The organism is Streptomyces ficellus (assembly GCF_030406405.1).
In the GTDB taxonomy this organism is placed as follows: Bacteria; Actinomycetota; Actinomycetes; order Streptomycetales; family Streptomycetaceae; genus Streptomyces; species Streptomyces ficellus_B.
This window is the reverse complement of sequence record NZ_JAUEPL010000005.1, coordinates 1-26,207: the sequence shown is the minus strand read 5'-3', so window position 1 is coordinate 26,207 and position 26,207 is coordinate 1. Positions and strand designations below refer to the sequence as shown.

At 72.9% G+C, this 26,207-nt stretch carries 22 protein-coding genes and 2 rRNA genes; 4 read left to right on the top strand and 20 right to left on the bottom strand.

All coding sequences use genetic code 11. The annotated features are described in order from the left end of the window. The first annotated feature begins 355 nt into the window (after nucleotides 1-355). The gene (locus QWM81_RS05210; protein ID WP_290110315.1) at nucleotides 356-2,161 is read left to right on the top strand and encodes a glycoside hydrolase family 15 protein; all 1,806 of its coding nucleotides are present in this window, start codon (nucleotides 356-358) and stop codon (nucleotides 2,159-2,161) included. A gap of 68 nt (nucleotides 2,162-2,229) precedes the next feature. On the opposite strand, the gene QWM81_RS05205 is transcribed toward QWM81_RS05210, so the two are convergent. The 6 genes from QWM81_RS05205 to QWM81_RS05180 all read right to left on the bottom strand — a co-directional run bounded on the left by QWM81_RS05205 (nucleotide 2,230) and on the right by QWM81_RS05180 (nucleotide 9,291). After that, complete coding sequence (locus tag QWM81_RS05205; protein WP_290110314.1) at nucleotides 2,230-2,820, bottom strand: GTP-binding protein; 591 nt, start codon at nucleotides 2,818-2,820, stop codon at nucleotides 2,230-2,232. Then, a complete protein-coding gene (locus tag QWM81_RS05200; RefSeq protein WP_290110313.1) occupies nucleotides 2,807-3,172 on the bottom strand; it encodes a DUF742 domain-containing protein in 366 nt (121 codons plus the stop codon). Before QWM81_RS05200 ends, QWM81_RS05205 begins: the two co-directional genes overlap by 14 nt. After that, the gene (locus QWM81_RS05195; RefSeq protein WP_290110312.1) at nucleotides 3,172-3,573 is read right to left on the bottom strand and encodes a roadblock/LC7 domain-containing protein; all 402 of its coding nucleotides are present in this window, start codon (nucleotides 3,571-3,573) and stop codon (nucleotides 3,172-3,174) included. The genes QWM81_RS05200 and QWM81_RS05195 overlap by 1 nt, the downstream gene beginning before the upstream one ends. After that, entirely contained in the window at nucleotides 3,570-5,846 is a 2,277-nt protein-coding gene (locus tag QWM81_RS05190) for a sensor histidine kinase (RefSeq protein WP_290110311.1), read from the bottom strand. The genes QWM81_RS05195 and QWM81_RS05190 overlap by 4 nt, the downstream gene beginning before the upstream one ends. A 317-nt stretch (nucleotides 5,847-6,163) precedes the next feature. Further along, entirely contained in the window at nucleotides 6,164-7,777 is a 1,614-nt protein-coding gene (locus QWM81_RS05185) for a flavin monoamine oxidase family protein (protein ID WP_290110310.1), read from the bottom strand. 11 nt (nucleotides 7,778-7,788) lie between these two features. Continuing rightward, complete coding sequence (locus tag QWM81_RS05180) at nucleotides 7,789-9,291, bottom strand: APC family permease (protein ID WP_290110309.1); 1,503 nt, start codon at nucleotides 9,289-9,291, stop codon at nucleotides 7,789-7,791. Between the two features lie 151 nt (nucleotides 9,292-9,442). Between QWM81_RS05180 and QWM81_RS05175 the strand changes: the two genes are divergently transcribed. Further along, the gene (locus QWM81_RS05175; RefSeq protein WP_290110307.1) at nucleotides 9,443-11,098 is read left to right on the top strand and encodes a PucR family transcriptional regulator; all 1,656 of its coding nucleotides are present in this window, start codon (nucleotides 9,443-9,445) and stop codon (nucleotides 11,096-11,098) included. Between the two features lie 42 nt (nucleotides 11,099-11,140). Here the strand turns inward: QWM81_RS05175 and QWM81_RS05170 are convergent, their stop codons facing one another. From QWM81_RS05170 to QWM81_RS05145, 6 genes are all read right to left on the bottom strand, one after another. Then, nucleotides 11,141-12,223 carry a glycosyltransferase family 4 protein gene (locus QWM81_RS05170; RefSeq protein ID WP_290110306.1) on the bottom strand — a complete coding sequence of 361 codons (1,083 nt, stop codon included), beginning with the start codon at nucleotides 12,221-12,223 and terminating at the stop codon, nucleotides 11,141-11,143. Nucleotides 12,224-12,313: 90 nt separating this feature from the next. Further along, the gene (locus QWM81_RS05165; protein WP_290110305.1) at nucleotides 12,314-13,057 is read right to left on the bottom strand and encodes a hypothetical protein; all 744 of its coding nucleotides are present in this window, start codon (nucleotides 13,055-13,057) and stop codon (nucleotides 12,314-12,316) included. A 482-nt stretch (nucleotides 13,058-13,539) separates the two neighbouring features. Next, nucleotides 13,540-15,258: a DNA repair protein RecN gene (gene recN, locus QWM81_RS05160; RefSeq protein WP_290110556.1), complete on the bottom strand. Its 1,719-nt coding sequence runs from the start codon at nucleotides 15,256-15,258 to the stop codon at nucleotides 13,540-13,542. Nucleotides 15,259-15,743: 485 nt separating this feature from the next. Then, nucleotides 15,744-16,655, bottom strand: coding sequence for an NAD kinase (locus QWM81_RS05155; protein WP_290110304.1), 912 nt, complete (start codon nucleotides 16,653-16,655; stop codon nucleotides 15,744-15,746). Continuing rightward, nucleotides 16,652-17,467 carry a TlyA family RNA methyltransferase gene (locus QWM81_RS05150; protein ID WP_290110303.1) on the bottom strand — a complete coding sequence of 272 codons (816 nt, stop codon included), beginning with the start codon at nucleotides 17,465-17,467 and terminating at the stop codon, nucleotides 16,652-16,654. The genes QWM81_RS05155 and QWM81_RS05150 overlap by 4 nt, the downstream gene beginning before the upstream one ends. A gap of 7 nt (nucleotides 17,468-17,474) precedes the next feature. Continuing rightward, on the bottom strand, nucleotides 17,475-17,852 hold the full coding sequence (locus tag QWM81_RS05145) for a hypothetical protein (protein WP_290110301.1): 378 nt from the start codon (nucleotides 17,850-17,852) through the stop codon (nucleotides 17,475-17,477). Between the two features lie 42 nt (nucleotides 17,853-17,894). Here QWM81_RS05145 and QWM81_RS05140 point away from each other — a divergent pair, with 42 nt between their 5' ends. Next, nucleotides 17,895-18,242 (top strand): SCP2 sterol-binding domain-containing protein, encoded by a 348-nt coding sequence (locus tag QWM81_RS05140; RefSeq protein ID WP_290110300.1) that lies wholly within the window; start codon nucleotides 17,895-17,897, stop codon nucleotides 18,240-18,242. Here QWM81_RS05140 and QWM81_RS05135 read toward each other — a convergent pair. The 4 genes from QWM81_RS05135 to QWM81_RS05120 all read right to left on the bottom strand — a co-directional run bounded on the left by QWM81_RS05135 (nucleotide 18,231) and on the right by QWM81_RS05120 (nucleotide 22,496). Continuing rightward, nucleotides 18,231-19,193, bottom strand: a complete 963-nt coding sequence (locus QWM81_RS05135; protein ID WP_290110299.1) for an ABC transporter ATP-binding protein — start codon at nucleotides 19,191-19,193, stop codon at nucleotides 18,231-18,233. The two genes, QWM81_RS05140 and QWM81_RS05135, sit on opposite strands and share 12 nt — an antisense overlap. Nucleotides 19,194-19,240: 47 nt before the next feature. Further along, nucleotides 19,241-20,281, bottom strand: coding sequence for a FecCD family ABC transporter permease (locus QWM81_RS05130; protein WP_290110555.1), 1,041 nt, complete (start codon nucleotides 20,279-20,281; stop codon nucleotides 19,241-19,243). Then, nucleotides 20,281-21,336 (bottom strand): FecCD family ABC transporter permease, encoded by a 1,056-nt coding sequence (locus tag QWM81_RS05125; RefSeq protein ID WP_435372330.1) that lies wholly within the window; start codon nucleotides 21,334-21,336, stop codon nucleotides 20,281-20,283. Before QWM81_RS05125 ends, QWM81_RS05130 begins: the two co-directional genes overlap by 1 nt. Before the next feature lie 71 nt (nucleotides 21,337-21,407). Then, complete coding sequence (locus tag QWM81_RS05120) at nucleotides 21,408-22,496, bottom strand: HAD-IIA family hydrolase (protein ID WP_290110298.1); 1,089 nt, start codon at nucleotides 22,494-22,496, stop codon at nucleotides 21,408-21,410. A 72-nt stretch (nucleotides 22,497-22,568) separates the two neighbouring features. Between QWM81_RS05120 and QWM81_RS05115 the strand changes: the two genes are divergently transcribed. Then, complete coding sequence (locus QWM81_RS05115) at nucleotides 22,569-23,849, top strand: DUF1015 family protein (RefSeq protein WP_290110297.1); 1,281 nt, start codon at nucleotides 22,569-22,571, stop codon at nucleotides 23,847-23,849. A gap of 79 nt (nucleotides 23,850-23,928) precedes the next feature. On the opposite strand, the gene QWM81_RS05110 is transcribed toward QWM81_RS05115, so the two are convergent. The 4 genes from QWM81_RS05110 to QWM81_RS05095 form a co-directional block, all read right to left on the bottom strand. Continuing rightward, on the bottom strand, nucleotides 23,929-24,669 hold the full coding sequence (locus QWM81_RS05110; RefSeq protein WP_290110553.1) for a tetratricopeptide repeat protein: 741 nt from the start codon (nucleotides 24,667-24,669) through the stop codon (nucleotides 23,929-23,931). Next, nucleotides 24,609-25,658: a hypothetical protein gene (locus QWM81_RS05105; protein ID WP_290110567.1), complete on the bottom strand. Its 1,050-nt coding sequence runs from the start codon at nucleotides 25,656-25,658 to the stop codon at nucleotides 24,609-24,611. The genes QWM81_RS05110 and QWM81_RS05105 overlap by 61 nt, the downstream gene beginning before the upstream one ends. Before the next feature lie 212 nt (nucleotides 25,659-25,870). Then, nucleotides 25,871-25,987 (bottom strand): 5S ribosomal RNA (gene rrf, locus QWM81_RS05100). 114 nt (nucleotides 25,988-26,101) lie between these two features. Further along, nucleotides 26,102-26,207, bottom strand: a 23S ribosomal RNA gene (locus QWM81_RS05095); the annotation flags it as partial.

The following is a 26,207-nucleotide window of genomic DNA, read 5'->3' as shown; positions in this document are numbered from 1 at the left end:
CGCCGATTCGAGGTGCGGCGCCCACCGGTCCACGGGCTACCAGGGTATCAGCGACGCGGGGTGACCGCTTCCGGCCACGCTCGGCACACGGGCGGACACGGGCGGCACACGGCCCGCCGGGGGGTTTCGCACGGGGAGACGCAGGTCACCCGTTCAACTCAACACCTCTACCAGGACGATCACACGGAGGGCCGGGGTGCGTCGTATCCTGCTCGGACATTCGCCGCCGAGCCGGGCCCCCATACCGGCACCACCCCTGCCCGCTACCGGGACTTCGTGCTCGTCGGCGATCCTTGACCCTGACCCCAGTAAGCGCCCCACGGGGCGAACGTTGCCGTTCGACTGGAGATTGCACGTGGCCGGGCGCATCGAGGACTACGCACTCATCGGAGACATGCAGACCGCCGCCCTGGTCTGCCGGGACGGGACGGCCGACTGGCTGTGCCTGCCCCGCTTCGACTCGCATGCCGTCTTCGCAGGAATCCTCGGTACCGAGGAACACGGTTTCTGGCGGATCGGACCGGCGCACGCCGATGACGCCGAACCGCCCGTCGCCGACCGGCGCCGGTACGTCGGCGACTCGCTGATCCTGGAATCCGAGTGGGACACGCCGGGGCGCGGCACGGTCCGCGTGACCGATTTCATGCCGCCGCGTGACGGCGCGCCGCAGCTCGTCCGGATCGTGGAGGGCATCAGCGGCCGGGTGCGGATGCGGTCCGCGCTGCGGATGCGGTTCAGCTACGGGCGTGTGGTGCCCTGGGTGCACAAGGTCGACAACCGTACGGTCGCCGTCGCCGGGCCCGACTCGGTCTGGCTGGACACCGACGTGGAGACGCACGGCGAGCACCTCACCACGTACTCCGACTTCACGGTCCGTCCCGGTGACCGGGTCGCCTTCACCATCAGCTGGCAGCCCTCGCACCACAAGGAGCCGCCGGTGGCGGACCCGGAGGGGGCGCTCCAGGCCACCAGCGCGTTCTGGCGCGAGTGGGTGGAGCACTGCACCTACCGCGGGCCCTACCGGGAGGCCGTGGTCCGCTCACTGATCACGCTGAAGGCGCTGACGTACGCCCCGACCGGCGGTATCGTCGCCGCGCCCACGACCTCCCTGCCGGAGGACATCGGGGGCGTACGGAACTGGGACTACCGCTACACCTGGCTGCGGGACGCCGCGATCACCCTGTCCTCGCTGCTGCGCACCGGCTACCGCGAGGAGGCCCGCGCCTGGCGCGAGTGGCTGCTGCGCGCGGTCGCCGGCGACCCGGAGAACCTGCAGATCATGTACGGCATCGCGGGCGAGCGCGAGCTCGGCGAGGCGGAGCTCGACTGGCTGCCGGGGTACGAGAACTCCGCCCCGGTCCGGGTCGGCAACGGCGCCGCGGCGCAGCTCCAGCTCGATGTGTACGGAGAGGTCACCGAGGCCCTGCACCTGGCGCACATGACGGGCCTGGCGCGCAACGACTACGCCTCGCTGCTCCAGCTGAAGCTGATCCGGTACCTGGAGGACCACTGGGACCAGCCGGACGAGGGCATCTGGGAGGTGCGCGGGCCGCGCCGCCACTTCACGCACTCGAAGGTGATGGCGTGGGTCGCGGTCGACCGGACGATCAAGCTGATCGAGTCGGGGGACGCGGACGGGCCGCTGGAGCGGTGGCGCGACCTGCGCGAGACGATCCACCGGGACGTGTGCGAGAAGGGGTACGACCCGGAGCGCAACACGTTCACGCAGTCGTACGGCTCGAAGGAGCTGGACGCCTCGCTGCTGCTGATTCCGCAGATGGGCTTCCTGCCGCCGGACGACAAGCGCGTGATCGGCACGATCGAGGCGATCCAGCGGGAGCTGTCCACGGAGGACGGCTTCATCCTGCGCTACCCGACCGAGGGCGCCGAGGAGGGCGTGGACGGCCTGCCCGGCGACGAGGGCGCCTTCCTGGCCTGCTCGTTCTGGATGGCGGACGACCTGGCGATGATCGGCCGGGTCGACGAGGCGCGCAAGCTGTTCGAGAAGCTGCTGGCGCTCCGTAACGACCTGGGGCTGCTGGCGGAGGAGTGGGACCCGCGGCTCAAGCGCCAGGTGGGCAACTTCCCGCAGGCGTTCAGCCACGTGCCGCTGATCGACACGGCGCTGCGGCTGACGGCGTCGGGCGCGTACGGGGGCTGATGGCTGCGGCCGAGAGGCGGGGCGGGTCTTCGGGCCCGCCCCGCCTCCGTCGTGGCCCGGGCGGGACGTCAGACGGCGGCTGAAGCGCGCGCTTTGGCGATCAGCACGTCCAGCAGGGCGAGCAGGGCGCCGCGGATGTCGTCGTGGGAGCGGGCGTCGAGCATGAGGATGGGGGTGTCCGGGTCCCTCAGGTGCAGGGCGGCACCGATCTGCTCGGCGGTGTACGGCTGTTCGCCGTGGAAGCAGTTGGCGCCGATGATGAACGGCAGCCCGCGGTTCTCGAAGAAGTCGACCGCCGCGAAGCTGCGGTCCAGGCGCCGGGTGTCGACCAGCACGATCGCCCCCAGCGCCCCTCGCAGCAGGTCGTCCCACATGAACCAGAAGCGCTCCTGGCCCGGTGTGCCGAACAGGTAGAGGACGACGCCCGCGTCGGGGAGGGTGATCCGGCCGAAGTCCATCGCCACGGTGGTCACCGTCTTGGACTCGATGCCGTCCAGGTCGTCGACGCCGACGCCCGCCGCCGTCAGCCGCTCTTCCGTGCGCAGCGGCTCGATCTCGGAGACCGCTTCGACCAGGGTCGTCTTGCCGACGCCGAACCCGCCGGCGATCAGGATCTTGACGGGGGACTCTTCCTCGGCGGCGGTGTCATATTCGGGCAAGGCTGTCCCTGATTCTCGTCAGCAGGTGGACGTTGGAGGTCTCGGCCGCTTCCAGGGGCGGCCGGTGGTGGATCAGGCCGCGGTCCAGGAGTTCACCGAGGAGGACCGTCATGGGGGTGAGGCGCATGTGCATCCGGGCGGCGATCTCGGCGACCGCCCGCCCGTTCGGCGGCCGGCACATGGCGAGGATGGCCTGCCACTCGCTGGACAGGCCGCCATGGTCGTCCGCCGCCACCGTTGCCGTGATCATGGTGTCCATGGTCAGGACGGTGCGCGCAGCGGCCGTACGCCCGTCGGTCAGGGCGTACAGCCGCGCGCGGCGGCGCGTTCCGTGCTGCTGCTCGCCGGGCATTACCGATGGGGCATGGCGCGTTCGGGGGTGCCCAGCCACTCGCCGAGCGCCTGCGAGGCCCGTACCGCCTCGCCGCCGAGCTCCCCGAGCCGTGCCTTGCGGGACGTCACGACGATGAGGGTGCTGCCCTCGCCGCAGCCGACGATGCACAGGTACCGGTCGTCCATCTCGACGAGCTGGCGGATCACCCGGCCGCCGCCGACCTCACGGGATATCGCCTTCATGGTGGCCGCGATGCCGGAGGACGCCGCCGCCACCCGCTCGGCCTGATCGCGTTCCAGCAGGTACGCGCTGAGTTTGATGCCGTCGTTGGACAGCAGCACGGCTCCCTGGATGCCGGCGATCCGGCTCAGGTTGTTGTCCAGGATGCTGTAGATCGCGTCGTTCGGTGTTGTCGTCATGGCTGTTCCCGTCGGAGCTCTTCTTCTGCTGTTTCGGTGCCGTGCTCGTAGTCCGCCCAGGCGTCGGCCACTTCCTCGGGGGTGGCCGCGTCCTGGCCGCCGCTGGATTCCGGCGTGCGGGGCTGGAGGAGTTGCGGGGCGATGTGGGTCTGCGGGACACGCTCGGGGAGGGCCGGCAGGGCGTCCGCCGCGCGCGTGCGTACCGGCTGCTCGTGGCCTGCGGTGCGGCGCTGGGGCAGCCCGGTGGGGAGGGTGGGGAGCGGGGCGGAGTCCTTGCGCGGGACGAGTACGGGGGCGCTTGCGCCTGCGCGTTGTGGTGCCGGGGCGGGGGCCATGACGGCGGCCATGGCGGGGGCCAAGGCGGGGGCGGGCGGCTCGGGTACCGGCTTCGGCGCGGTCCTCACCAGGTGCTCCCCGGGGAGGATCACGACCGCGGACGTCCCGCCGAACGCCGAGCGGCGCAGGGTGACCGTGGCCCCGAGCCGGTCCGCGAGGTGGCCGACCACGAAGAGGCCGAGCCGGTGCGCGTTGCGCGCCAGGACGGCGTACGGCGGGGCGGAGTGGAGCCGCCCGTTCATCTCCTCGTAGCTCTCGGGGGCGACGCGCGGTCCCCGGTCCTCGATCTCCACCGACAGCCCGTCGCCGACGACTTCGGCCCGGATGACGACCTTCGACTTCGGCGGCGAGAAGCGGGTGGCGTTGTCCAGCAGCTCGGCGAGGAGGTGGCTGATCTGGCTGATCACCCGGGGTTCCACGCTGATCTCGTCCAGTGCGTGCCGTTCGATCCGCCGGAAGTCCTCCACCTCGGACGCGGCCTCGCGCAGCAGGTCGGCGACGCGCATGGGCTCGGTGTGCGGGTCGGGGATCTCACCGCCGGACAGGATGAGCAGGTTCTCCACCTGCCGCCGCATGCCCACGGTCAGCTGGTCGGATCTCATCAGCTGCGGCAGAAGCGTTTCGTCGTGGCCGAAGGTGTCCTGGAGTTCCTCGGTCAGGCTCAGCTGCCGGCTGACCAGGTTCCCGGTGCGGGAGGCGATGCCCGCGGCGAACATGCTGAACCCGTCCCGCTCCTCGGCGAGTTGCCGGTGCCCCTCGACGGACACGGCCACGACGCGCGCGAACGCGTCGCTGATACGTCCGACCTCGTCGCCCTCGCCGCTGGGCCGGGGCAGCGCGTCGTCGTCGACCCGCTGCCCGCGCTGGAGCCGGGCCACGATGTCCGGCAGCGTCGCCTCGGCGATGGTCACCGTGCGCTCGTGCAGCCGGTCCATGCGGCGCAGGACCGAGCGCGTGGTGAACACGACGACGGCCACGACGACCGCGAGCGCGGCGCCGCTTCCCGCGATCAGCCAAGCGACGTCTCTCTCCAGCTGCCCGGCCTTGGCCCCGGCGTGCTTGAGCACCCCGCGCAGCCGGTCGCTGTTGAGGTCGGCGAGGCGGGCGGAGAACTCCTTGTGGGCGGCCGGCCAGCCCCGTACCTCCCGGGGCAGCACCACGCCGGAGTCGGTGTCCTCGTGCTCGGACATGACCGCGCTCTCGACGCGGGTCTTGGTCTGCCACGCGTCGGAGCCGGTGATCGCCTCGAAGGCCTTCCTGTCCTCGGCGGGCAGGTAGGGGACGATCGACGAGTCGTACAGGAACCTGTGGGCGCCGACGGCGTTGGTGAATTCGGCGAACCGGGCGGCGGTCAGCTCCCGGGACGGGCCGGCCGACGCGAGGATCGTGTCCTCGCGTGCCAGGATCTCCGAGGCGGAGAGCAGCGCGACCACGGGCCGGCTCTCATAGGTGAGCTCGGCGTCGTCCAGGTGGCTGAACTCCTGGTAGCTGCGGATCATCTGGTCGATCACGCCGGTGTAGTAGCCGATGGTGCGGTCCGGGGGTCCGCTGCGGGCGTCGGCGCGCTCCCGGTGGGCGTCCAGGTCGTCGAGGCGGTGTTCCACGTCGTGGAGGTAGCGGTGCGCGCGCTCGGACTCGGGGCCGGGGTCGATGGACCGGCGGAACGCGGCGTCGGCCCGGTCGGTGGCGGCGCGGCGGGTGCGCAGATCGGCCGGGGACACGGGGGTGCCGGCCCACATGGCGGCCGTCATGGTGCGCTCGGCCTGCATCTCGACCATGAGCCGGTACAGGGGTGTGCCGGTCCGCTCGCCGGCCGCCACGTCGGCACGGAGGTTCTCCGCCTGCTCCAGCAAGCGGTGGGAGGTGACGACGACTTGGGCGCCCATCGCCAGGGTGGGGACCACCGCCAGCCAGATCAGCAGCGTCCGCAGGCGCACCGCGCGGCTTCGGCGGCTCGGGGCGGACCCGCGTGGCCCTCGGGGTTCTGGTGGCCCTTCGGGTCGGTGTGGCCCTTCGGGTTCTGTGGGAGTCATCAGTCCTCGTGAGCGGAAGAGGGCGGGACAGGCCAACGGCCCGGACTGACGTCTGCGTTGTACGTGGGTGGCGGATGGCCGGTCCGGGGTGCGGAAACGCCGATCATATCCAGCCATCCGAGAAAAAGAGAGGTTGCCGTAGCCCTTCGCTGCCCGCTGGTGCAGCGGGCGACGCCCGCCCTTCCGGCAACCCCTCCTCCGTATCCGGAGTCCGGCCCTCCTCAGCCGACCCGCGCGATGACCTCCCGGGCCGCCCGCTCGCCCTCCGTGGCGCCGCCCTCCATGAAGCCCTGGAAGTCGTAGCTGCAGTGCTCCCCGCCGATGTGGATGTTGCCCTGCGCGGTGCCCTCGTACCCGGCGTACCGGTGCAGATAGCCCACGGGCCACATCGAGTACGCGCCGAGCGTGTACGGGTTGTGGTGCCAGGCGGAGAGCTGGGCGCGGCCGGTCCACGCCCTGGACGTGCCGGGGAAGAACGCGTCGATGCCGCGCAGGCGGCGGGCGGCGAGGTCGCGTACGTACGGGTCGGACTCGGTGGAGAACGGCCCGGCGGGGGCGAGCTTCTTGGCGAGCGCGCCACCGGCGTACTGGATGAGGATGCCGCCGGTGCCTGGCTGGATCTTGGTGGTGTCCCAGGCCTGCTGGACGTCGGTGTCGGTGAAGCAGTCGCCCGCCGAGACGCCCGGCCAGGGGCCGGTGCCCAGCCAGGGACGGGTGCCGCACTGCATGTTGAGCTTGGTGCAGTACCCCATGCGCGCGTCGCGCAGCAGGTCGCGCATGAGCGGGTCGAAGCCCGCGTGGGTCAGGTCCAGTTGCTTGAGGATGGGCAGCGGGACGCACAGGATGGTGTGGTCGGCGGTGACCGTGCGCGTGGTGCCGCCCTCGCTGAAGGTCAGGGTCTGGGTGCCGTCGGCGCCCGCGCGTACGGCGGTCAGCGACCAGCCCATGCGCAGGGTGCCGGAGGGCAGTGAGGCGGCGATGGCGTTCGGCAGTTGGTCGTTGCCGCCGGTGATGTGGTAGCGCTCGTTGGACAGGCCCCAGACATTGAAATGTCCCGGATTGGTCTGATACCCCATCAGCAGGACGAGGGCGAGCGACGACTGCTCGGTGGTCTCGGCTCCGTACTCGACGTTGTAGGCGACGTCGATGAACCGGCCGAGCGGCGAGGAGTGGCCGCCGGGGACGCGGCTTTCGATCCACTCGTATATCGACATGTTGTCCAGTGCGGTGCCGTGCGGGGTCGTCTGGTTCCACATGACCTCGCCGGCTTCCTGGAGGTCCCGGTGGAGCAGCTGGTAGACGGCCTTGAAGTCCTCGTCGGCCTGGTGGCGCGGGTAGTAGGTGCCGTTGAACCACAGCACCTCCTCGGCGCCGTTGGGCCCGCCGCCGAGGAAGTCCTCGACGGGCAGGTCGAAGCGGCGGCACAGTTCGAGGATCTTCTTGTGGCTGGTGTCGATCAGCTCGCCGCCGATCTCGGAGATCTGGCCGTACGCCCAGTGGTCGCGCTGCGTCCACATGCGGCCGCCGACGCGGGTGGGGTTGGCCTCGTACAGCGTGCAGTTCAGGCCCGCGTCCTTCAGGGTGAGGGCGGCGGTGAGCCCGGCGATACCGGCGCCGACGACGGCGATGCGCGGGGCGGTCGCGGCGTGCGCGGGGGCGGGGCGGGCGGCCACCGCCGTGCCCACGCCCGCCGCCAGGCCGAGGGCGGCGGCGCGCTGGAGCAGTTCGCGGCGGGTGGAGCCACGGACGGCTTCCACGGGGAGGTTGAGCCGCCGTGCCGCGGAGTGTTCGGCGGCGAGTCGGCGCAGGGCGTGCATCAGGGGCGTACGGGACATGGGTCTGCTCCTCAGACAGTGGCGGGCTGGTGGTCTTCGTCTGCACGCTCGGCCGCGTCTTCCAGGACGATCCGGCCGATGATCTCGTAGCGCCGCGGCTGCCTGGCCCGCAGATAGAGGCCCAGGCCGAGGCCGCCGAAGAAGATGGCGCCGACGATCCACGGGATGAGCGTGAAGAACAGGGAGTCGGCGGCGAGGCCGGCGGCGGTCTCCATGTTCAGCACCAGCAGGACGACGACCGCCGTCATGCCGATGCCGCCGAGCAGCGGGGCGGTGAGGGTCCGGAACCAGTGCCGGTCCTCGGGGTGGTTCTTGCGGAAGTAGCCGATGACGGCGAACGAGCACAGGGTCTGGACGATGAGGATCGCCATCGTGCCGAGGATCGCCAGCAGCGTGTAGAGGTGGATGTACGGGTCCTGCCCGGTTGCCCAGAAGGCGCCGACCAGGACGACGGCGATCGCGCTCTGTGCGTACGAGGCGATGTACGGCGAGCCGTGCGTGGGGTGCGTACGGCCGAGGGCGGGGTGGAGGAAGCCCTCGCGGCCGATGGCGTACAGGTAGCGCGAGGCGCACTGGTGGAAGGCCATGCCGCAGGCGAACGAACCGGTCAGCAGCAGCCACTGGAAGGCGTCGACGGCCCAGGCGCCGAGGTAGGTGGTGGTCGGGGCGAAGAACAGGTCCAGGGGGGTGGCCGAGGAGGACGCCTCGACCGCGCCCTTGAGGCCGTTGCCGGCGATCGTCATCCAGGAGACGTAGATGTAGAAGAGGCCCACACCGATGACGGAGACGAGGGTGGCGCGCGGGATGACGCGCTTGGGGTCGCGGGACTCCTCCCCGTACATCGCCGTCGACTCGAAGCCCACCCACGACCAGAAGGCGAAGAAGAGCCCCAGTCCCGCGGAGGCGCCGGTGAAGGCGTTGGCGGGGTTGATGGGCTCGACGGGTATGCCGTCCGGGCCGCCGCCGTTCAGCAGTACCGCCGTGGCGACGGCGAACAGCACCGCGATCTCGGCGATCAGCATCACGCCGAGCGCCTTGGCGGTGAGGTTGATGTCGAAGTACGCGAGGACGGCGGTGACGGCGAGCATCCCCGCCGCGTACAGGATCCAGGGGAGGTCCACGCCCAGCTGGTCGGCGACGGTCGTCCGGGTGAAGTAGGCGAAGACGCCGACGATGGAGGCCTCGAAGACGATGTACGCGAGGACCGCGAGCATCCCGGAGGCCATGCCGGCGATCCGGCCCAGGCCGTGCGAGATGTAGCCGTAGAAGGCGCCGGCCGCGGTGATCCGTTTCGCCATGGCGACGTAGCCGACGGAGAAGACGGTCAGGACGAGGGTCGCGAAGAGGTAGCCGGCCGGAGCGCCGGTGCCGTTGCCGAAGCCGACCGCGATGGGGAGGTTGCCGGTCATCGCGGTGATCGGTGCGGCGGTGGCGACCGCCATGAACACAACACCGACGAGTCCGACGGAGTCCGCCTTGAGCCGCTGCACCTCGGGGATGGGTTTGTCTGCCATGCCGCGAGACCCTCCTCCGGCGTGACGTACGCCACAAGCGACATGCGGTCGCGCAAATGACGCCTCGGGGCGACGAGTTGTCGAGGGCCGGGCGGAGCTGTCATCGGCGGGTGATGTTCCCGGAACGGGTGGCGGGGTAGCGTCCGGCCGCATGAACGGTCATGGCGATCAGGGTGATCACGGCGGGATCACCGTGCAGCGGGCACTGGAGCTGCCCGGGCTGCGCGGCGGGCTTCCGGAGGTGGTGGCCGGGGCGGACCGGCTCCAGCGCACGGTGCGCTGGGTGCACGCCGGTGAGGTGCCGAACATCGCGTCACTGCTGAAGGGCGGCGAACTGCTCCTGACGACGGGACTGGGGCTTGGTACGCGGCCGGCGGAGCAGCGGGCGTTCGTGCGGCAGCTCGCGGAGCGCGGGATCGCCGCGCTGGTGGTGGAGCTGGGGCCGCGGTTCTCGCGGCTGCCCGCGACGATCGTGGACACGGCGCGGGCGGCGGGGCTGCCGCTGGTCCAGCTGCACCGGGAGGTGCCCTTCGTGTCGGTCACGGAGGAGGTCCACACCGAGATCGTCAACGGGCACTACGCGCTGCTGCGGCAGGCCGAGGAGGTGCACCGGCGGTGCACGGAAGCACTGCTGGGCGGCGGCGGGGTGCCGCAGGTGCTGGGCATCCTGGCGGATTTCGCCGCCAACCCCGTGTTCCTGGAGACGGCGGACGGCCGGCTTCTGTACGCGGCGGGCACCGAATCGGGGCCTTCGTGCGCCGATCCTCTCCAGGTGTGGGAGGGGCTGCGCGGCCGGCGGGCGGCGCGGGAGGCGGAGCCGCCGGCGGGCGCGGTGCTGGTGGACGTGCCGGGCGGCGGGCCCGGCGCGGCTTCGGTGCGCGCCCGGCTGGTGCTCCTGTCCGTCTCCGGTGTGCTGCTGCCGGTGCACCGCATGGCGGCGGAGCGGGCGGCGGGCATCCTGGCGGTGGTGCTGATGCAGGCGCGGCAGGAGGAGGAGCTGGCGGCGCGGGGGCGGGGCGACTTCCTCACCGACCTCGCGGAGGGCCGCATCACGGCGGAGGACGCGCCGGCGCAGGCGCGGGTGCTGGGCTTCAAGCCGGGTGACGGGCCCCTGCTGCCGGTGGTGATGCGGATGGCCCCGGAGCCGTCCCCGTCCGGCAACTGGGCGCTGCTGGCCCGGGCGGTGCTGGAGGAGCTGTCCGCGGTGGGCGTCCCGGTGCTGCTGGGCGTACGCCCCGTCGAGGGCCGGGTGCCGCTGCTGCTGGGGCTGCGTACGGAGTCGGAACGGACGGCGGTCGCCGACCGGGTGGCCGCGGCGCTGCGGGCGGGCGCGGCGCGCGCGGGGCTGGAGCGCGGGGGCGGGCACCCGCCGGTCGTCGTGGTGGGCGTCCCGGGTGGCTGGGCGGCGGCGTCGGCGGGCCTGCGGCACGCGGCGGAGACGGCGACCGCGGCGCAGGGCCTGCCGGACCGGGCCTGGTACGACGCGCGGCGCCTGGACATCGACCTGCTGCTGTGGAGGCTGCGCCACCACGGAGGGGAGGCGGCCCTCGCGGCGTTCGTGGACCGGGCGATCGGCCCGCTGCGGGACCACGACCGGACGTCACGCCCGCCCCTGCTGCCGACGCTGGAGACGTACCTCTCGCACGCGGGCCGCAAGGCGGAGACGGCACGGGAACTCCACCTGAACCGCCAGACCCTCTACAACCGGCTGGCCCGCATCGCCGACCTCCTGGGCACGGACCTGGACGACCCCCAAACGGTCCTGGCCCTCTCGCTGGCCCTCAGAGCCCGCCGCCACACCCTCTGAGGGCGGCGGCCACCGCCGGGCGCGGAGGAACGGGTTTCGCCGTCAGCCGCCCGCGCACAGCTCGTCGTACACGCTCAGCACCTGCGCGATCGTCTCGTCCTCGGTCGGCCACGTCCCCGCCTGCGCCCGCCCCGCCGCCGCCAGCGCGGCCCGCCGAGCCGGGTCGTCCAGCAGGGCCGTCACGGCGGCGGCCAGCGCGCCCGCGTCCCCGTACGGGACGAGCTCGGCCGCGCCGCCGACCAGTTCCGGCACCCCGCCCACCGCCGTCGCGACCAGCGGGACGCCCAGGCGCAGCGCGTCCTGGGCGAGCGGGGCGCGGGACTCCCAGCGGCTGGGGAGCACCGCGACGTCCGCGGCGGCGAGCAGCGAGGTGACGTCGTCGCGGCGCCCGAGCAGCCGCACCGGCAGCCCTTCCGCGTCGATCCGCCGTTGCAGCCAGGCCCGTTGCCGCCCCTCCCCCGCGACGGCGACCAAGGGCACGGGGTCACGGCGCAGCCACGCCCGCGACGCGTCCAGCAGCGTCCGGTATCCCCGGTGCGGCTCCAGCGCGCCGACGGCCATCACCAACGGCCGGTCCATGGCGCCGAGTTCCGCTCGCGCCTTGGCGGCGTGGGCCTCGGTGACGCCGTGGCGCGGGGCGGGGATCGACACGGGCCCGAGCCGCGCGTCGCGCGCGCCCCTGCGCCGGGCGAGGTCGACGAGTTCGGACGACGTGCCCAGCACAACAGCCGCCGTGCGCACGGTCTTTCGCTCCATGAGCCGGAGCAACCGGCCCCGAGCGCCCTCCGCGTGCGTGCGCGTGTGCCAGGTCACGACGAGCGGTGCGCGCTGGCTGCCAAGGGCCAGCCCGGCCCGTACCGAGGCGTGCAGTCCGTGCGCGTGCACCACGTCCGCGCCCATGCACGCCGCGCGCAGCACCCCGATGGCGAGTGGATCGCTGCGGGGCGGCACGGGCATGAAATGCGCCCCGGTGCCCAGGAAGTCGTAGTCGTGGTCCAGTTCGGCCGGGGCGCACACGGTCACCCGTACGCCCCTCGCCACGAGCCCGGCGGCCAGTGATCTGACGTGAGCGCTGCTGCCCGCGCTGCCGCCGCCCAGCACTTGGACCGTACGCAGCTGTGTCACGCGCCCAAGAATGCCAGTCCGTACGCACGTTCCGGTACCGCCGGGGCGAAGCGGCCGTGTCGGGCGCCGTAAGCCGTCAGAGTGGATCACTCACACGGGTGAGCCCGCGAGGCGGCTGATCTTGTCGCCGTACGCCGCGGCGGCGACAAGCCCGGCCGCGTGGGCCACCAGTCCGGCACGCCCGTTGGCGGCGGCGATCGCGGTGCCGAGTGCCGCGCCCAGGGCGTGGGCGCCCGTGTCGCCGAGCATGGTGCGCTCACCGAGGTCGGCGGCGACGACGGCGGCCGCAGCGCCCATCGGCGCAGCGGCGAGCGGCCCGCGCGGCAGCCCGGGCGCGCCGAGCGCCAGCACCGTGAGCGCGGCACGCCCGGGTCGTACGTCCACGAGGTTGACGAGGTGGGCCGTACCGGCGATGACCACGCCCGCGAGGACCTTGTCGAGGGGCCGCTCCTTGAGCAGCGCGCCCGCGGCGAGCCCGGCGGAGCCGATCCCGAACAGCTTGATCGCCCCGCTGGTCACCTCTCCCTCACGCAAGGCGCCCAGGTGCGCCCGGAAACCCCGCCGGTGGTCACCCTTCATGTCGTCGTACGCCCCGCAGGCTCCCGCGGCAAGGCCGGCCAGCACGGCCGCGCGCCGCCCCCGTCCGCCCGCCGGCAGCGCCCCGAGCGCCACGCCTGCCGCCACGGCCGGCCCCGCGTACAGGTCGACGGTCCGCCCGGCGTGGTTCTTCCGCTCCCACCGTTCGTCACGGCGCCGCCGCAACCCCACGTACGCGGCGCGCGTGGCCCCGGCGGCCACCGCGCCCACGACGGCGCTCCTACAGAATTCGATCATGTGCGCCACCCTAGGAGCGCCGCAGCCGACGTCCGGCACTGGGTGGGGCCGTGCAGGGTCGTCCCCGCAGGGGATGGGGGTCCCCCCTGCTCGAGTGAAGCCGAGAGCTTGGGGGAGGCGAAGCAGGGGCTCCCCATCAGGAGACCCGAGGCCGCCGGCCCCGAGGAGACGAGCCCGGAGGGGCCCCGCCCCCACCGGCAGCGAACGACCCGCACCGCACCGCACCGCACCGCACCGCACCGCACCGCACCGCACCGCACCGCACCGCACCGCACCGCACCGAGCTGAACGACACCCGTCCCGAAGCTGCCCAAACCCACCTGAACCCACCCGAATCCGCCCGGAGCCGCGCAGTTCCCGGCCGGCCGGGCAGAGCCCGGCACCGTACCGCCCCCGCCCCGCCCCCGCCCACGCCGCCGCAACCCGAGCAGTCCCTATGGGCAGACACCCGACCCGACCCCACCGCCGAGGCGGGGATGCCGTCAGGCGTCCGCCCTGGCCGTGGCCAGGAGCTCCTCCGCGTGCGCACGGGCCGTCTCGGAGTCCTCCTGGCCGGCCAGCATGCGTGACAGCTCACGCACCCGGTCCTCGCCCTCCAGGACGGTGACACCGGACCGGGTCACGGACCCGTCGTTGGTCTTCTCGACGAGGAGCTGCCGGTCGGCGAACGCCGCCACCTGCGGCAGGTGCGTGACGACCACGACCTGCGCCGACTTGGCGAGCTTGGCCAGCCGCCGGCCGATCTCCACGGCGGCCTTGCCGCCGACGCCCGCGTCGACCTCGTCGAAGAGGTACGTCGGGACCGGGTCCGTCCCGGCGAAGACGACCTCGACGGCGAGCATCACGCGCGAAAGCTCACCGCCCGACGCGCCCTTGGCGATCGGCCGGGGCGGCGCGCCCGGATGCGGGGCGAGCAGCAACTCGACCTCGTCCACGCCGGCCGGCCCGTACGCCACCGTGCGCCCGCCGACCTCCACGCCGTGCGGGTCCTCGGTCTGCCGGATGTCGAAGGACACGCGCGCGTGGGGCATGGCGAGCGAGGCCAGCTCGGCCGTGACGGCGTCGGCGAACCGCGCCGCCGCCTCCGTTCGCGCGTCCGTCAGTGCCTGGGCGAGAACGGACAGTTCGGCCCGCAGGGCGTCCCGTTCCGCCGTCATCTCGCCGATCCGGTCGTCGTCGCCGTCCAGCTCGGTGAGCCGGGCGGCGCCCTCCTCCGCCCACGCCAGGACGGCGGCGACATCGGAGCCGTACTTGCGGGTCAACGACGTAAGCGCGGCACGCCGCTCCTCGACGGCCGCCAGGCGCCGCGGGTCGGCGTCCAGGTTGTCGGCGTACCCGGCCAGCTCCCCCGCCACGTCCGCGAGCAGGATCGAGATCTCGCCCATCCGGTCGGCGAGCGCGGCGAGCGCGGGGTCGTGCGACCGTACGGCCTCCAGCGCCCGCTGCGCACCCGCCACCAGGGTCGTCGCGTCCAGAACCTCCGGGTCCTCGGGGTTGCCGGCAAGCGCCCCGTGGGCCAGCGCGGCGGCGGAGGCGAGGGCCTCGGCGTGGCCGAGCCGCTCCGCCTCGGCGGCCAGCTCCACGTCCTCGCCGGCGCGCGGCGCGACCGCCTCGATCTCGCCGAGGCCGAAGCGCAGCAGGTCCGCCTCCTGCGCCCGCTCACGCGCCCGCGTGGTCAGCTCGTCCAGCTGGGCGGAGACGGCGCGCAGCCGCCGGTACGCCTCGGTGTACTTGGCGAGCGGTCCGGCGACCGCCTCGCCCGCGTACCGGTCGAGCGCGCCGCGCTGCCGGGCGGGCTTGAGCAGGCCCTGCTGGTCGGTCTGGCCGTGTACGGCGACGAGTTCGTCGGCCAGCTCGGCGAGCACGCCCACGGGCACGGAGCGCCCGCCCAGGTGCGCCCGGGAGCGGCCCTCGGCCGAGATGGTGCGGCTGACGAGCAGCGCGCCGTCGTCCAGCTCGGCGCCCGCCTCCTCGGCCCGCAGCGCCGCGGCGCCGCCGGTGGGCACGCTGATCCGGCCCTCGACGACGGCCGAGGGCGAACCGATCCTCACCAGGGCGGGGTCGGCGCGCCCGCCGAGCAGCAGCCCGAGGCTGGTCACCACCATGGTCTTGCCCGCGCCGGTCTCGCCGGTCACCGCGGTGAAACCGGGTGACAGCTCGACCACCGCGTCGTCGATGACTCCGAGCGACCGTATCCGCATCTCCTCCAGCACGGAGAAGACCTTACGAGGTCCGGGGCCCGGTGTGCGACGGACCCCGCCCCGCGTCGCCGAAGCCGCAGGTCGCGGCGGAGGAATAGGGGCCGGGTGTCACCCGCCGGGGTGGGGTGGTCCCCACCTGCGATACGGGGAGCAGCGTCCAGGACCGGCAAGGTTGCCCGCCCCCACCATGATCACCATGAGTGCCGAACCGGCCGTCGCCCCACGTCGCCCGCACCGGCCCGCCGTGACGCCTCACCGCACCGGCCCGCCGTGACGGCTCGCCCGCACCGGCACGCCGTGACGCCTCACCGCACCAGCCCGCCATGACGCCTGCGCCGTGTCATCCGCCCAGGGCCGCAGCGCCCCCGCACCGGCCCCCAGCCCCCAGCCCCCAGCCCCCAGCCCCCAGCCCCCAGCCACCGACTCCCCGGCCAAAGGCCAAGTCGTCAAGGGCCCGTCCGCCCGCCATCCCGGCGGGACGCCCCCTAGTGCGGTGCCCCCCGCCAGCCCGACACCGGCAGGGCGAACTTGGCCACCAGCCGGTCCGTGAACGACGCGTGGTGCAGCCGTGCCAGCCGTACCGGCACCGCCCCGCGCCGCACCTCGACCCGCGCGCCCGCGGGCAGTTGGACGGTGCGCCGCCCGTCGCACCACAGCACCCCGTGCGGGGTGTGCGGCTCGACCTCCACGGCCAGCACCGAGTCCGGGGTCGTCACCAGCGGCTTGGCGAACAGCGCGTGCGCCCCGATCGGCACCATGAGCAGCGCTTCCACCTCGGGCCAGATCACCGGCCCGCCCGCCGAGAAGGCGTATGCCGTCGAACCGGTCGGTGTCGCGCAGATCACCCCGTCGCACCCGAATCCGGTCACCGGCCGCCCGTCGATCGCGAGGACGACCTCCAGCATGCGTTCCGCCGACACCTTCTGTACGGCGGCCTCGTTGAGCGCCCAGTCGGTGTACAGCACATCGCCGTTCTCGTACACGGCGACGTCGAGGGTCATGCGCTCCTCGACCTCGTACGCCCGCGTCACGACCCGGTCCACGACCTTGTCGAGGTCGTCGCGCTCGGCCTCGGCGAGGAACCCGACGCGCCCCAGGTTGACGCCGAGCATCGGCACCCCGGAGGCGCGTGCGAACTCGGCGCCGCGCAGCAGGGTCCCGTCACCGCCGAGGACGATCAGCAGCTCACAGCCGTCGAGCACGTCCGGCGAGGCCTCCGGCACCGTCTGGACGGTCGGCGGCAGCGGCAGGTCGGCCGCCTCCGCCGCCAGGACGCGTACGCCGATGCCGCTGCGCAGCAGCCCCTGGACGACCAGCTCGGCGCTGCGCACGGCGGCCGGCCGGCCCGTGTGCGCGAGCAGGAAGACGGTGCGAGGTGCTGCTGTCGTCGATGTCAACGAGGTCCCTCCGCCACGGCGCGGTCCACATCCGCCGGATCCAGCGCGGGCGCCCCTGCCCGCAGCCACAGAAAGTACTCGACGTTGCCGGACGGGCCCGGCAGCGGACTGGCGGTGACGCCCAGCACGCCGAGGCCCAGCTCACCGGCCTGCCGCGCCACCTTGCGTACGGCTTCGGCGCGCAGCTCCGGGCTCCGTACGACTCCGCCGCTGCCCAGCCGTTCCTTGCCCACCTCGAACTGCGGCTTCACCATCAGCACCAGGTCGGCACCGGGCGCCGAAACGCCCGCCAGGGCGGGCAGCACCAGCCCCAGCGGGATGAAGGACAGGTCGCCCACCACCAGGTCCACCGGCTCTCCGTCGATCACGTCGAGCGTCAGCTCACGCACATTCGTACGGTCCTTGACGGTGACGCGTTCATCGCTCTGCAGCGACCAGGCGAGCTGCCCGTACCCGACGTCCACGGCCACCACGTGGGCCGCCCCGGCGCGCAGCAGCACGTCCGTGAACCCACCCGTGGACGCGCCCGCGTCCAGCGCCCGCCGCCCCTCGACCCTCAGGCCGAGCGGCACGAACGCCTCCAGGGCACCGGCCAGCTTGTGGCCGCCGCGCGAGACGTATTCGGGGTCGGCGTCGTCCTGCGCCACCACGATCGCGGCGGCGGTCTCGACCTGGGTGGCGGGCTTGGTGGCGGTGTTGCCGCCGACGGTCACCCGTCCCGCCGAGATCAGCTGGCTCGCGTGCTCGCGCGAGCGGGCGAGCTTGCGGCGTACCAGCTCGGCGTCGAGACGGCGGCGTGCCACTCCTGCCACGTTCGGTTCAGCTCCTGTGGTCGTACGTAGGGTTCGGCGGTCGGTCGTCGAGCGCGGTCAGCGCGTCGCGCAACTCCCGGTGTACATCCTCGTACACCTCCAGGTGTCCGTCCGCCGGGAGGTGTTCGGCGTCGCCCAGCCGCTCAAGCCCGGCGTCCACCCGCGGATGCCCCGTGGCGACCCGCTCCACCCCGAGCGGCGCGGCCGCAGCCGGGTCATACGACTCCGCCGCACCGTCCGCACCGTCCGCACCGTCCGCACCGTCCGCGTCGGCCCCGGGGGCCTCCGGGCCGCCGGGTCCGTCAGGGCTCTCCTGCCGCGCTCCCAGGGCCTCGCCGTCCTGCGAGGTGTCCCCCGAGCAGCCCTCCGGCATTACGTCGCTCATGCCCAGACGCTACCGCGAAGCGCTGAGGTACGGTCGGTGTCGATGGCCACGATCGAGGAGTGCCGCAGCGCACTCGACAGACTCTCCGACAACCTCCAGCACGCGGACGGCGAGGTGCGCAGCGCCGCGGCCCTGGACCGTTCGCTGAGCTGCCACATCACCGACCTCGACACCACCTTCACCGGCCGCCTCACCGGTGGCCGGATCCAGGTGCTGGACCGGCACGACGGGCCGCCGCGCGAGAGGGCGGAGATGCGGCTGGCGATGGCCGGGGACGACCTGGTCGCGATGGTGGACGGTGAGCTGAACTTCGCGAGGGCGTGGGCCTCCGGCCGGATCAGGCTGGAGGCGAGCTTCCGCGACCTGCTGCGGCTGCGGTCACTTCTCTAGAGCGCCCGCCGCCACCCGGACCTCACCCGCCGCATCACCTGCCGCACCAGCTGCAACACCTGCACCACCCGCGCCGGCCGTTCGCGCCGCACGCGCCCTGCGCGCCGCCGGCACCACCAGCGGCGTGCCCGTCTCCGGGTCGTCGATGACCTGGCAGCGCAGGCCGAAGACCCGCTCGACCAGCTCCGCGGTGACCACCTCGGACGGCGGCCCCTCGGCCACGATCTCCCCGCCCCGTACCGCGATGAGGTGCGTGGCGTACCGCGCCGCGTGGTTCAGGTCGTGCAGTACGGCGACGAGGGTGCGCCCCTGCGTCTCGTGCAGCTCGGCGCACAGGTCGAGCACGTCGATCTGGTGCTGGATGTCGAGGAACGTCGTCGGCTCGTCCAGCAGCAGCAGCGGCGTCTGCTGGGCGAGGGCCATCGCGATCCACACGCGCTGGCGCTGCCCGCCCGAGAGCTCGTCGACGTACCGGTCGCCCAGCTCGCCGACGCCGGTGGCGTCCATCGACTCCCGGACGATCCTCTCGTCCTCGGGGGACCACTGGCGCAGCAGCCCCTGGTGCGGGTAGCGGCCGCGGGCGACGAGGTCGGCGACGGTGATGCCGTCCGGCGCGATGGACGACTGCGGCAGCAGCCCCAGCGTCCTGGCGACCTTCTTGGCGGGCATGGAGTGGATGGTCTGCCCGTCCAGCAGCACCCGCCCCTGCGTCGGCTTCAGCATCCGCGACAGCGCTCGCAGCAGCGTCGACTTGCCGCACGCGTTCGGGCCGACGATCACCGTGAAGGAGTTGTCGGGTATCCGGACCGAGAGGTCCCGGGCGATGACCCGCTGCTCGTAGGCGAGGGTGACCGACTCCGCGCTCAGACGCTGCCGCGTGGACGTGCCAACGGACGTACCAACATTCGTACCAACCGACGTGCTCTCGGACGTGCTCACGGACGGGCTCATGGACGTACTCCTGGAATCGCGGGCGTTGCTGATGGTGCTGTCCGGGCTCATATCCGGCCTGCCTTGCGCTCCGTGACCAGCAGCCACAGCAGGTAGACACCGCCGACGACGCCGGTCACGACACCGACCGGCAGCTCCCGCTCGCCGAAGGCGTTGGTCGCGGTCCAGTCGGCGACGAGCAGCAGGGCCGCGCCCATGAGCGCGGAGGCGGCGAGGTTGGGGCCCGGCGAGCGGGTGAGCCGGCGGGCGAGCTGCGGCGCGCTCAGCGAGACGAACGTGATCGGCCCGGCGGCGGCGGTGGCGACCGACACGAGCAGCACGGCCGACGCCATCAGCACCAGCCGCGTCCGCTCGACCTTCACGCCCAGCGCGTACGCGGCGTCGTCGCCCATCTCCAGCATCCGCAGCGGCCGCCCGTATCCCAGCACCAGCGGCACGAGCACGGCGCAGACGGCCAGCAGCGGCCAGAACTGCGCCCAGTCACGGCCGTCGAGCGTGCCGGTCATCCACAGCACGGCCCGGGTGGCGTCGATCAGGTTGGCCTTGGTGATCAGGTAGTGGATGACGGCGGTCAGCATGGCGGCCGCGCCGATGCCGATGAGGACGAGCCGGAAGCCGTGCACCCCCCGCTTCCAGGCGAGCAGGTAGATCAGGACGCCGGTCACCACGCCGCCCACGACGGCACCGCCCGCGACGGCGGTGGCACTGCCGCCGAAGAGCACGATCACGGTCAGCGCGCCGACCGTGGCGCCCTGCCCGAAGCCGATGACGTCGGGGCTGCCGAGCGGGTTGCGGGAGACGGACTGGAAGACGGCGCCGCCCACGCCGAGCGACGCGCCGACGAGGATCGCCACGAGGACGCGCGGCAGCCGCAGGTCCTGGACGATGAACTCCTGCGCCGTCGTGCCGTCGCCGAGGAGGGTGGCGACGACGTCGCCGGGCGCGATCGGGAAGTCGCCGCTGCCGATGAGGACGACGCCCGCCGCCACGGTCACCAGGGCCAGCACCACGACGGCGACGGCCGCGCGCGGCTCGTACCGGACGGACAGGCCCCCAGGGGTGCGTATCGCCCTGTTGCTCCTGGTGATCACAGCTGGGCCATCCTCTTGCGGCGTACGAGGTGGATGAAGACGGGCCCGCCGACGAGCGCGGTGACGATCCCGACCTGGAGTTCGGACGGCCGGGCCACCACCCGCCCGAGAACGTCGGCGCCCAGCAGCAGGACGGGCGAGAGCACCGCCGCGTACGGCAGGATCCAGCGCATATCGGGGCCGGTGAGGGCGCGTACGAGGTAGGGCACCATCAGGCCGATGAAGACGATCGGCCCGCACGCGGCGGTCGCGGCGCCGCACAGCAGGGTCACCGACAGCATGCCGAGCGCGCGGGTGCGGTTGAGGTGCGCGCCGAGCGCTCGGGCGGTGTCGTCGCCCATCTCCATGGCGTTGAGCGGCCGGGCGATCAGCAGCGCGAGGACGACGCCCACGACGAGGAACGGCGCGATGCCGCGTACCGTCGCCATGTCGGCGTTGGCCAGCGACCCGACGGTCCAGAAGCGCAGCCGGTCCAGGGCGGCGGAGTCCAGCAGCTGCACGGCGTTGACGTACCCGTACAGCGCGGCGGTCGCGGCGGTGCCGGCCAGCGCGAGCCGTACGGGGGTGGAACTGCGGCTGCCGCCGAGGACGTACACCACCACCGAGACGATGGCGGCGCCCGCGAACGCGAACCAGACATAGCCGGTCAGCGACGTGACGCCGAGGAAGCTGATGGCGGTGACGACCGCGGCCGAGGCGCCCGCGTTCACGCCCAGCAGGCCCGGCTCGGCGAGCGGGTTGCGGGTGAGGGCCTGCATCACCGCACCGGACAGGCCGAGCGCGACGCCGACGATCAGTCCCAGGATGGTCCGGGGCAGGCGCAGCTCCTGGACGAGGATGTCGTTGCCCGTACCGGAGTTGTGGAACAGGCCGTGCCACACGTCCCCGAGCGGAACCGGCTTGGCCCCGACCATGATGCTCGCGGCACAGACCAGCAGCAGGACACCGAGGGCGACCGGCAGCCCGGCGGCGCGCACCGAACGGCGGCGCCCACGGGGCTCGGCTGCGGCTGTCGGTTCCGCGCTCTGTTTGGGAGGACTGTCGACCAACACCCGGTTAGGTTAGCCTACCTTTGCCTGGCCTCCAGGACCGGCCGCCGCGCACCTCCCCGACGACCGGAAGCTCACCACCCCAGCCTGGTCAGCGCCTTGCCCGCGTCCAGGGTGCACGAGCCCTCGCCCGCGTACGTCCAGGCCGCCGCGCACAGTGCCCGCAGCCCATCCAGCGCGCCACCGCCCCCGGCCGCACCCGGAGCACCGCCCCCCTCGCCGTCCCGGCCCCCGCCCCCGTACCCGTCCAGCACCAGTTCACCGCCCCGCACCGACGCGCTCCACCCGCCGCACACGAAACCGGTGTCCGCCGTCCCGCCGACGTCCGGCTGCCCGGCCAGCAGCCCCCGCAGGTCGGCGTCCACATACGTCGGCCGGTGCTCCGGCACGGCGGCAAGGAGCCGCCCGGCGTCCGTCACGCCGGTCAGCACCAGCAGTGAGTCCACACCCCCGTTGAACGCCCCCTCGATGTCGGTGTCCAGCCGGTCCCCCACGACCAGCGGCCGCTTCGCACCTGTCCGCAGAATCGTCTCGCGGTGCATCGGCGGCAGCGGCTTGCCCGCCACCTGCGGCTCGGCCCCGGTCGCGATCCGTACGACCTCCACCGCCGCGCCATTGCCGGGCGCGATGCCCCGCGGGCCCGGGATCGTCAGATCGGTGTTGGACGCGAACCACGGCACCCCGCGCGCGATCGCGTACGACGCCTCCGCGAACCGCCCCCACGGCAACTGAGGCCCCCCGTACCCCTGCACCACCGCCACCGGATCGTCGTCCGCCGACTCCACCGGCTCCAGCCCGCGCTCGCGCAGCGCGACCCGCAGCCCGTCACCGCCCACCACCAGCACCCGCGACCCGCGCGGCACCTGATCGGCGATCAGCCGTGCCACCGCCTGCGCCGAGGTGATCACGTCCGAGGGCTCCGCCGGCACCCCCAGCTCGGTCAGGTGCGCGGCCACGGCGTCCGGCGTGCGCAGGGCGTTGTTGGTGACGTACGCCAGGTGCATCCCGCCCGCCCGTGCCGTCCCCAGCGCCTCCACGGCGTACGGGATCGCCTCCCCACCGGCGTACACCACCCCGTCCAGGTCCAGCAGCGCCGTGTCGTACGCCTCGCTCAGCGGGGCCGCACTGCCGTCCGGCCGGTTCCTGCCCTGCTGCCGTGCCATGTCCGCACTCCTCCATCCACAGCCAACTGCCCCGATCATCGCTCATACCCTCCGCCCACATACGATGCAGAGATGAACACCACAGGTCCCGTGGCCAACGACGGTCTGCACCTGCTCCCCTTCCGTGGACTGCGCTATGTCCCGGAACGGGTGGGGAGCCTCGCCGCGGTGACCTCGCCCCCGTACGACGTGGTCGTGCGGCCCGACGGTGTCCACCACCTGGAGTCAGCAGACCCGCACAACATCGTCCGCCTGATCCTTCCTCAGGCCGAGACCAGCGAGGCCCGCCACCAGCAGGCGGCCCGGACCCTCCACGACTGGCTCTCCGAGGGCGTCCTCGCCGCCGACGACGAGCCCGCCCTCTATGTGTACGAGCAACGCAAGGGTGACCTGCTCCAGCGCGGCCTCATCGGCAGCCTGGAGCTCTCCACCCCCGCCGAGGGCATCGTGCTGCCCCACGAGGACGTCATACCGCACGTGGTCGAGGACCGCGCTTCCCTGATGCGCACCACCGCCGCCAACCTGGAACCGCTGCTCCTGACCTACCGCGGCAACGGCACCGCCACCGGCGCGACCGCCGTCATCGAGCGCACCGTCCTGAGCGCGCCGCTCCTCGCCACGACCACCGAGGACGGCGTGAGCCACCGCCTCTGGTCCGTCACCGACCCGGCCGCCCTGGCCGAGGTCGCCGGCGACCTCGGCCGGCACCAGGCACTGATCGCCGACGGCCACCACCGCTGGGCGACCTATCTGCGGCTGCGCGAGGAGCACCCGTCGCCCAGCCCCTGGAACTACGGGCTCGTCCTCCTCATCGACACGGCCCGCTACCCCCTCCAGGTCCGCGCCATACACCGGCTCCTGAACCGTCTCCCGGTCGCCGACGCGCTGGCCGCCCTCGGCGGGACGTTCCGCATACGCACGGTCGACGGCCCTCTTCCGGCCGCCCTGGACGCCCTTGCCACCGCCGCCCTGAAGGGCAACGCCTTCCTCCTGGCCGGCGACGGCCGGTTCCACCTCATCGACCGCCCCGCCCCGGACCTCCTGGCCCGTACGGTCCCGGCGGACCGCCCCGAGGCTTGGCGCACCTTGGACGCCACGGTGCTGCACTCCACGCTCATCGAGCACATCTGGCGCGTCCCCGACGCCCCCGAGGACATCAGCTACATCCACGACGCCGAAGCCGCCGTCACCCAGGCCGAACGCCGGGGCGGTACGGCGGTCCTGATGCATCCGGTACGCGAGGAGGTCGTCCGCGACCTCGCCCGCCAGGGCGTCACCATGCCGCGCAAGTCCACCTCCTTCGGCCCGAAGCCCGCGACGGGTCTGGTCCTGCGCAGCCTCGACGTCGACTGACGCGGACGCGAAAGTACGCGAAAGTACACGAAAAAGGGGCGGCACCCAAAGGGTGCCGCCCCTCCTCATCTACGCGGACTCAGCCCTCCCGGCCCTCGTCCCGGCCCTCGTCCTGCCGCTCGTCCTCCTCGACGTCCTCCTCCACGGCGGCGTCGACGAACTCGACGCCGTCGAGCTCGGCAAGCCGGTCGGAAGCGTCGGTCGCGCCCTCCTTGTCGGCCTCCAGCGCCTTGGCGAACCACTCCCGCGCCTCGGCCTCACGCCCGGCCTCCAGCAGCGCGTCGGCGTACGCGTACCGCAGCCGCGCCGTCCACGGCTGTACCGAGTTGGACGCCAGCTCCGGGCTCTGCAGGGTCACGATGGCGGCGTCCAGCTGCCCCATGTCCCTGCGCGCCCCGGCGGCCACGAGCCGCATCTCGACCTGGCCCGCCTTGTCGAGCTTCTGCACCTCGGGCTCACCGGCCATCGCCATCGCCCGCTCGGGTCGGCCCAGCCCGCGCTCGCAGTCGGCCATGACGGGCCACAGCTCGACGCTCCCGGTCATCCGCCGCGCCGCCCGGAACTCCGCCAGCGCCTCGGCGTACTTCTGCGTCGCGTACGCGGCGAAGCCGGCCGCCTCGCGCACGGCGGCGACCCGCGAGGCCAGCCGCAGCGCGATACGCGAGTACGCGTACGCCTGCTCCGGGTCCTCGTCGATGACCTTGGCGACCATCACCAGGTTCCTGGCGACGTCCTCGGCGAGCGTCTTCGGCAGGCTCATCAGCTCCTGCCGCACGTCCTTGTCGATCTCGTCCCCGGTGACGTCGTCCGGGATCGGCAGCCGCTTGATCGGCTCACGGTCCCGCGTCCGCTCCCGGTCGTCGCGCCGGAACCCACCGCGGTCACGGTCGTCGCGCCCACGGTAGCCACCCCGGTCGCGGTCGTCCCTACGGAACCCGCCCCGGTCCCGGTCGTCCCGCCGCGGCCCACGCGGCCGGTCGTCCCGCCGGTCGTCACGGCGGTCATCGCGCCGGAACCCACCGCGGTCATCCCGCCGATCGTCACGCCGCGGTGCCCGGTCGTCGCGCGGGAAGCTGCCACGATCGTCACGCCGGTCATCCCGGCGGTCATCACGCCGGTCGTCGCGCCGGAACCCACCGCGGTCATCCCGCCGGTCATCCCGACGCGGCGCCCGGTCGTCGCGGGGAAAGCCCCCACGATCGTCACGCCGGTCATCCCGGCGGTCATCACGCCGGAACCCGCCCCGGTCATCCCGCCGGTCATCCCGACGCGGGGCCCGGTCATCACGTTTGAACCCAGGCCGGTCATCCCGCCGGAACCCGGGCCGGTCGTCCCGCCGCGGCCCACGCGGCCGGTCGTCACGCCGATCGTCACGGCGGTCATCCCGCCGGTCGTCACGGCGGAACGCGGGCCGGTCATCGCGACGGTCATCACGGCGGTCATCACGCCGGAACCCGCCGCCGCTGCTCGCCGGACGCCCGCCCCGATCGCGGTCGCGGTCGTCCCTGCGGAACCCGCCACCGCCGCCGGCCGGGCGTCCACCCCGGTCGTCCCGGTCGCGCCGGAACCCGCCGCCAGTGCCACCACGGTTGTCATCGCGGCGCGGCCCACGGTCGTCACGCTGGAACGCCGGCCGGTCATCCCGCCGGTCGTCACGGCGGTCGCCCCGCCGATCATCGCGACGGTCATCACGGCGGTCATCCCGCCGGAACCCGCCGCCGCTGCTCGCCGGACGCGCGCCCCGGTCGTCCCGATCACGACGGAAGCCGCCGCCACCACCGCCACGGTTGTCGTCGCGACGCGGCCCACGGAAGCCGCCTCGGTCGCCACCGTCACTACGGCGCGGCTCGCGCTCGGGACGATCGTCGGAGGAGTTGGTGGGCATGGGTTGAGCTCCTGTCTTCGGGTACCGCAGTCATTCTCGCGCAGTCGGCTCTCCGACGCGCTTCAGAAGAAATCAAACACAAAAAAGGACCCTTGGTCCCAGCATGAACGCTGGGACCAAGGGTCCTTAAAAGATTGTTCGGCGGTGTCCTACTCTCCCACAGGGTCCCCCCTGCAGTACCATCGGCGCTGAAAGGCTTAGCTTCCGGGTTCGGAATGTAACCGGGCGTTTCCCTAACGCTATGACCACCGAAACCCTATCGGGTTCTAGCGAACAAGCACACTTTTCAATTAAGTAAGCAAGTGAAACTGGTTCAACCGGTGCGACTGTTCGCAACCCGGGAACCACACAGTGGACGCGAGCAACTGAGGACAAGCCCTCGGCCTATTAGTACCGGTCAACTCCACCCATTACTGGGCTTCCATATCCGGCCTATCAACCCAGTCGTCTACTGGGAGCCTTACCCTCTCAAG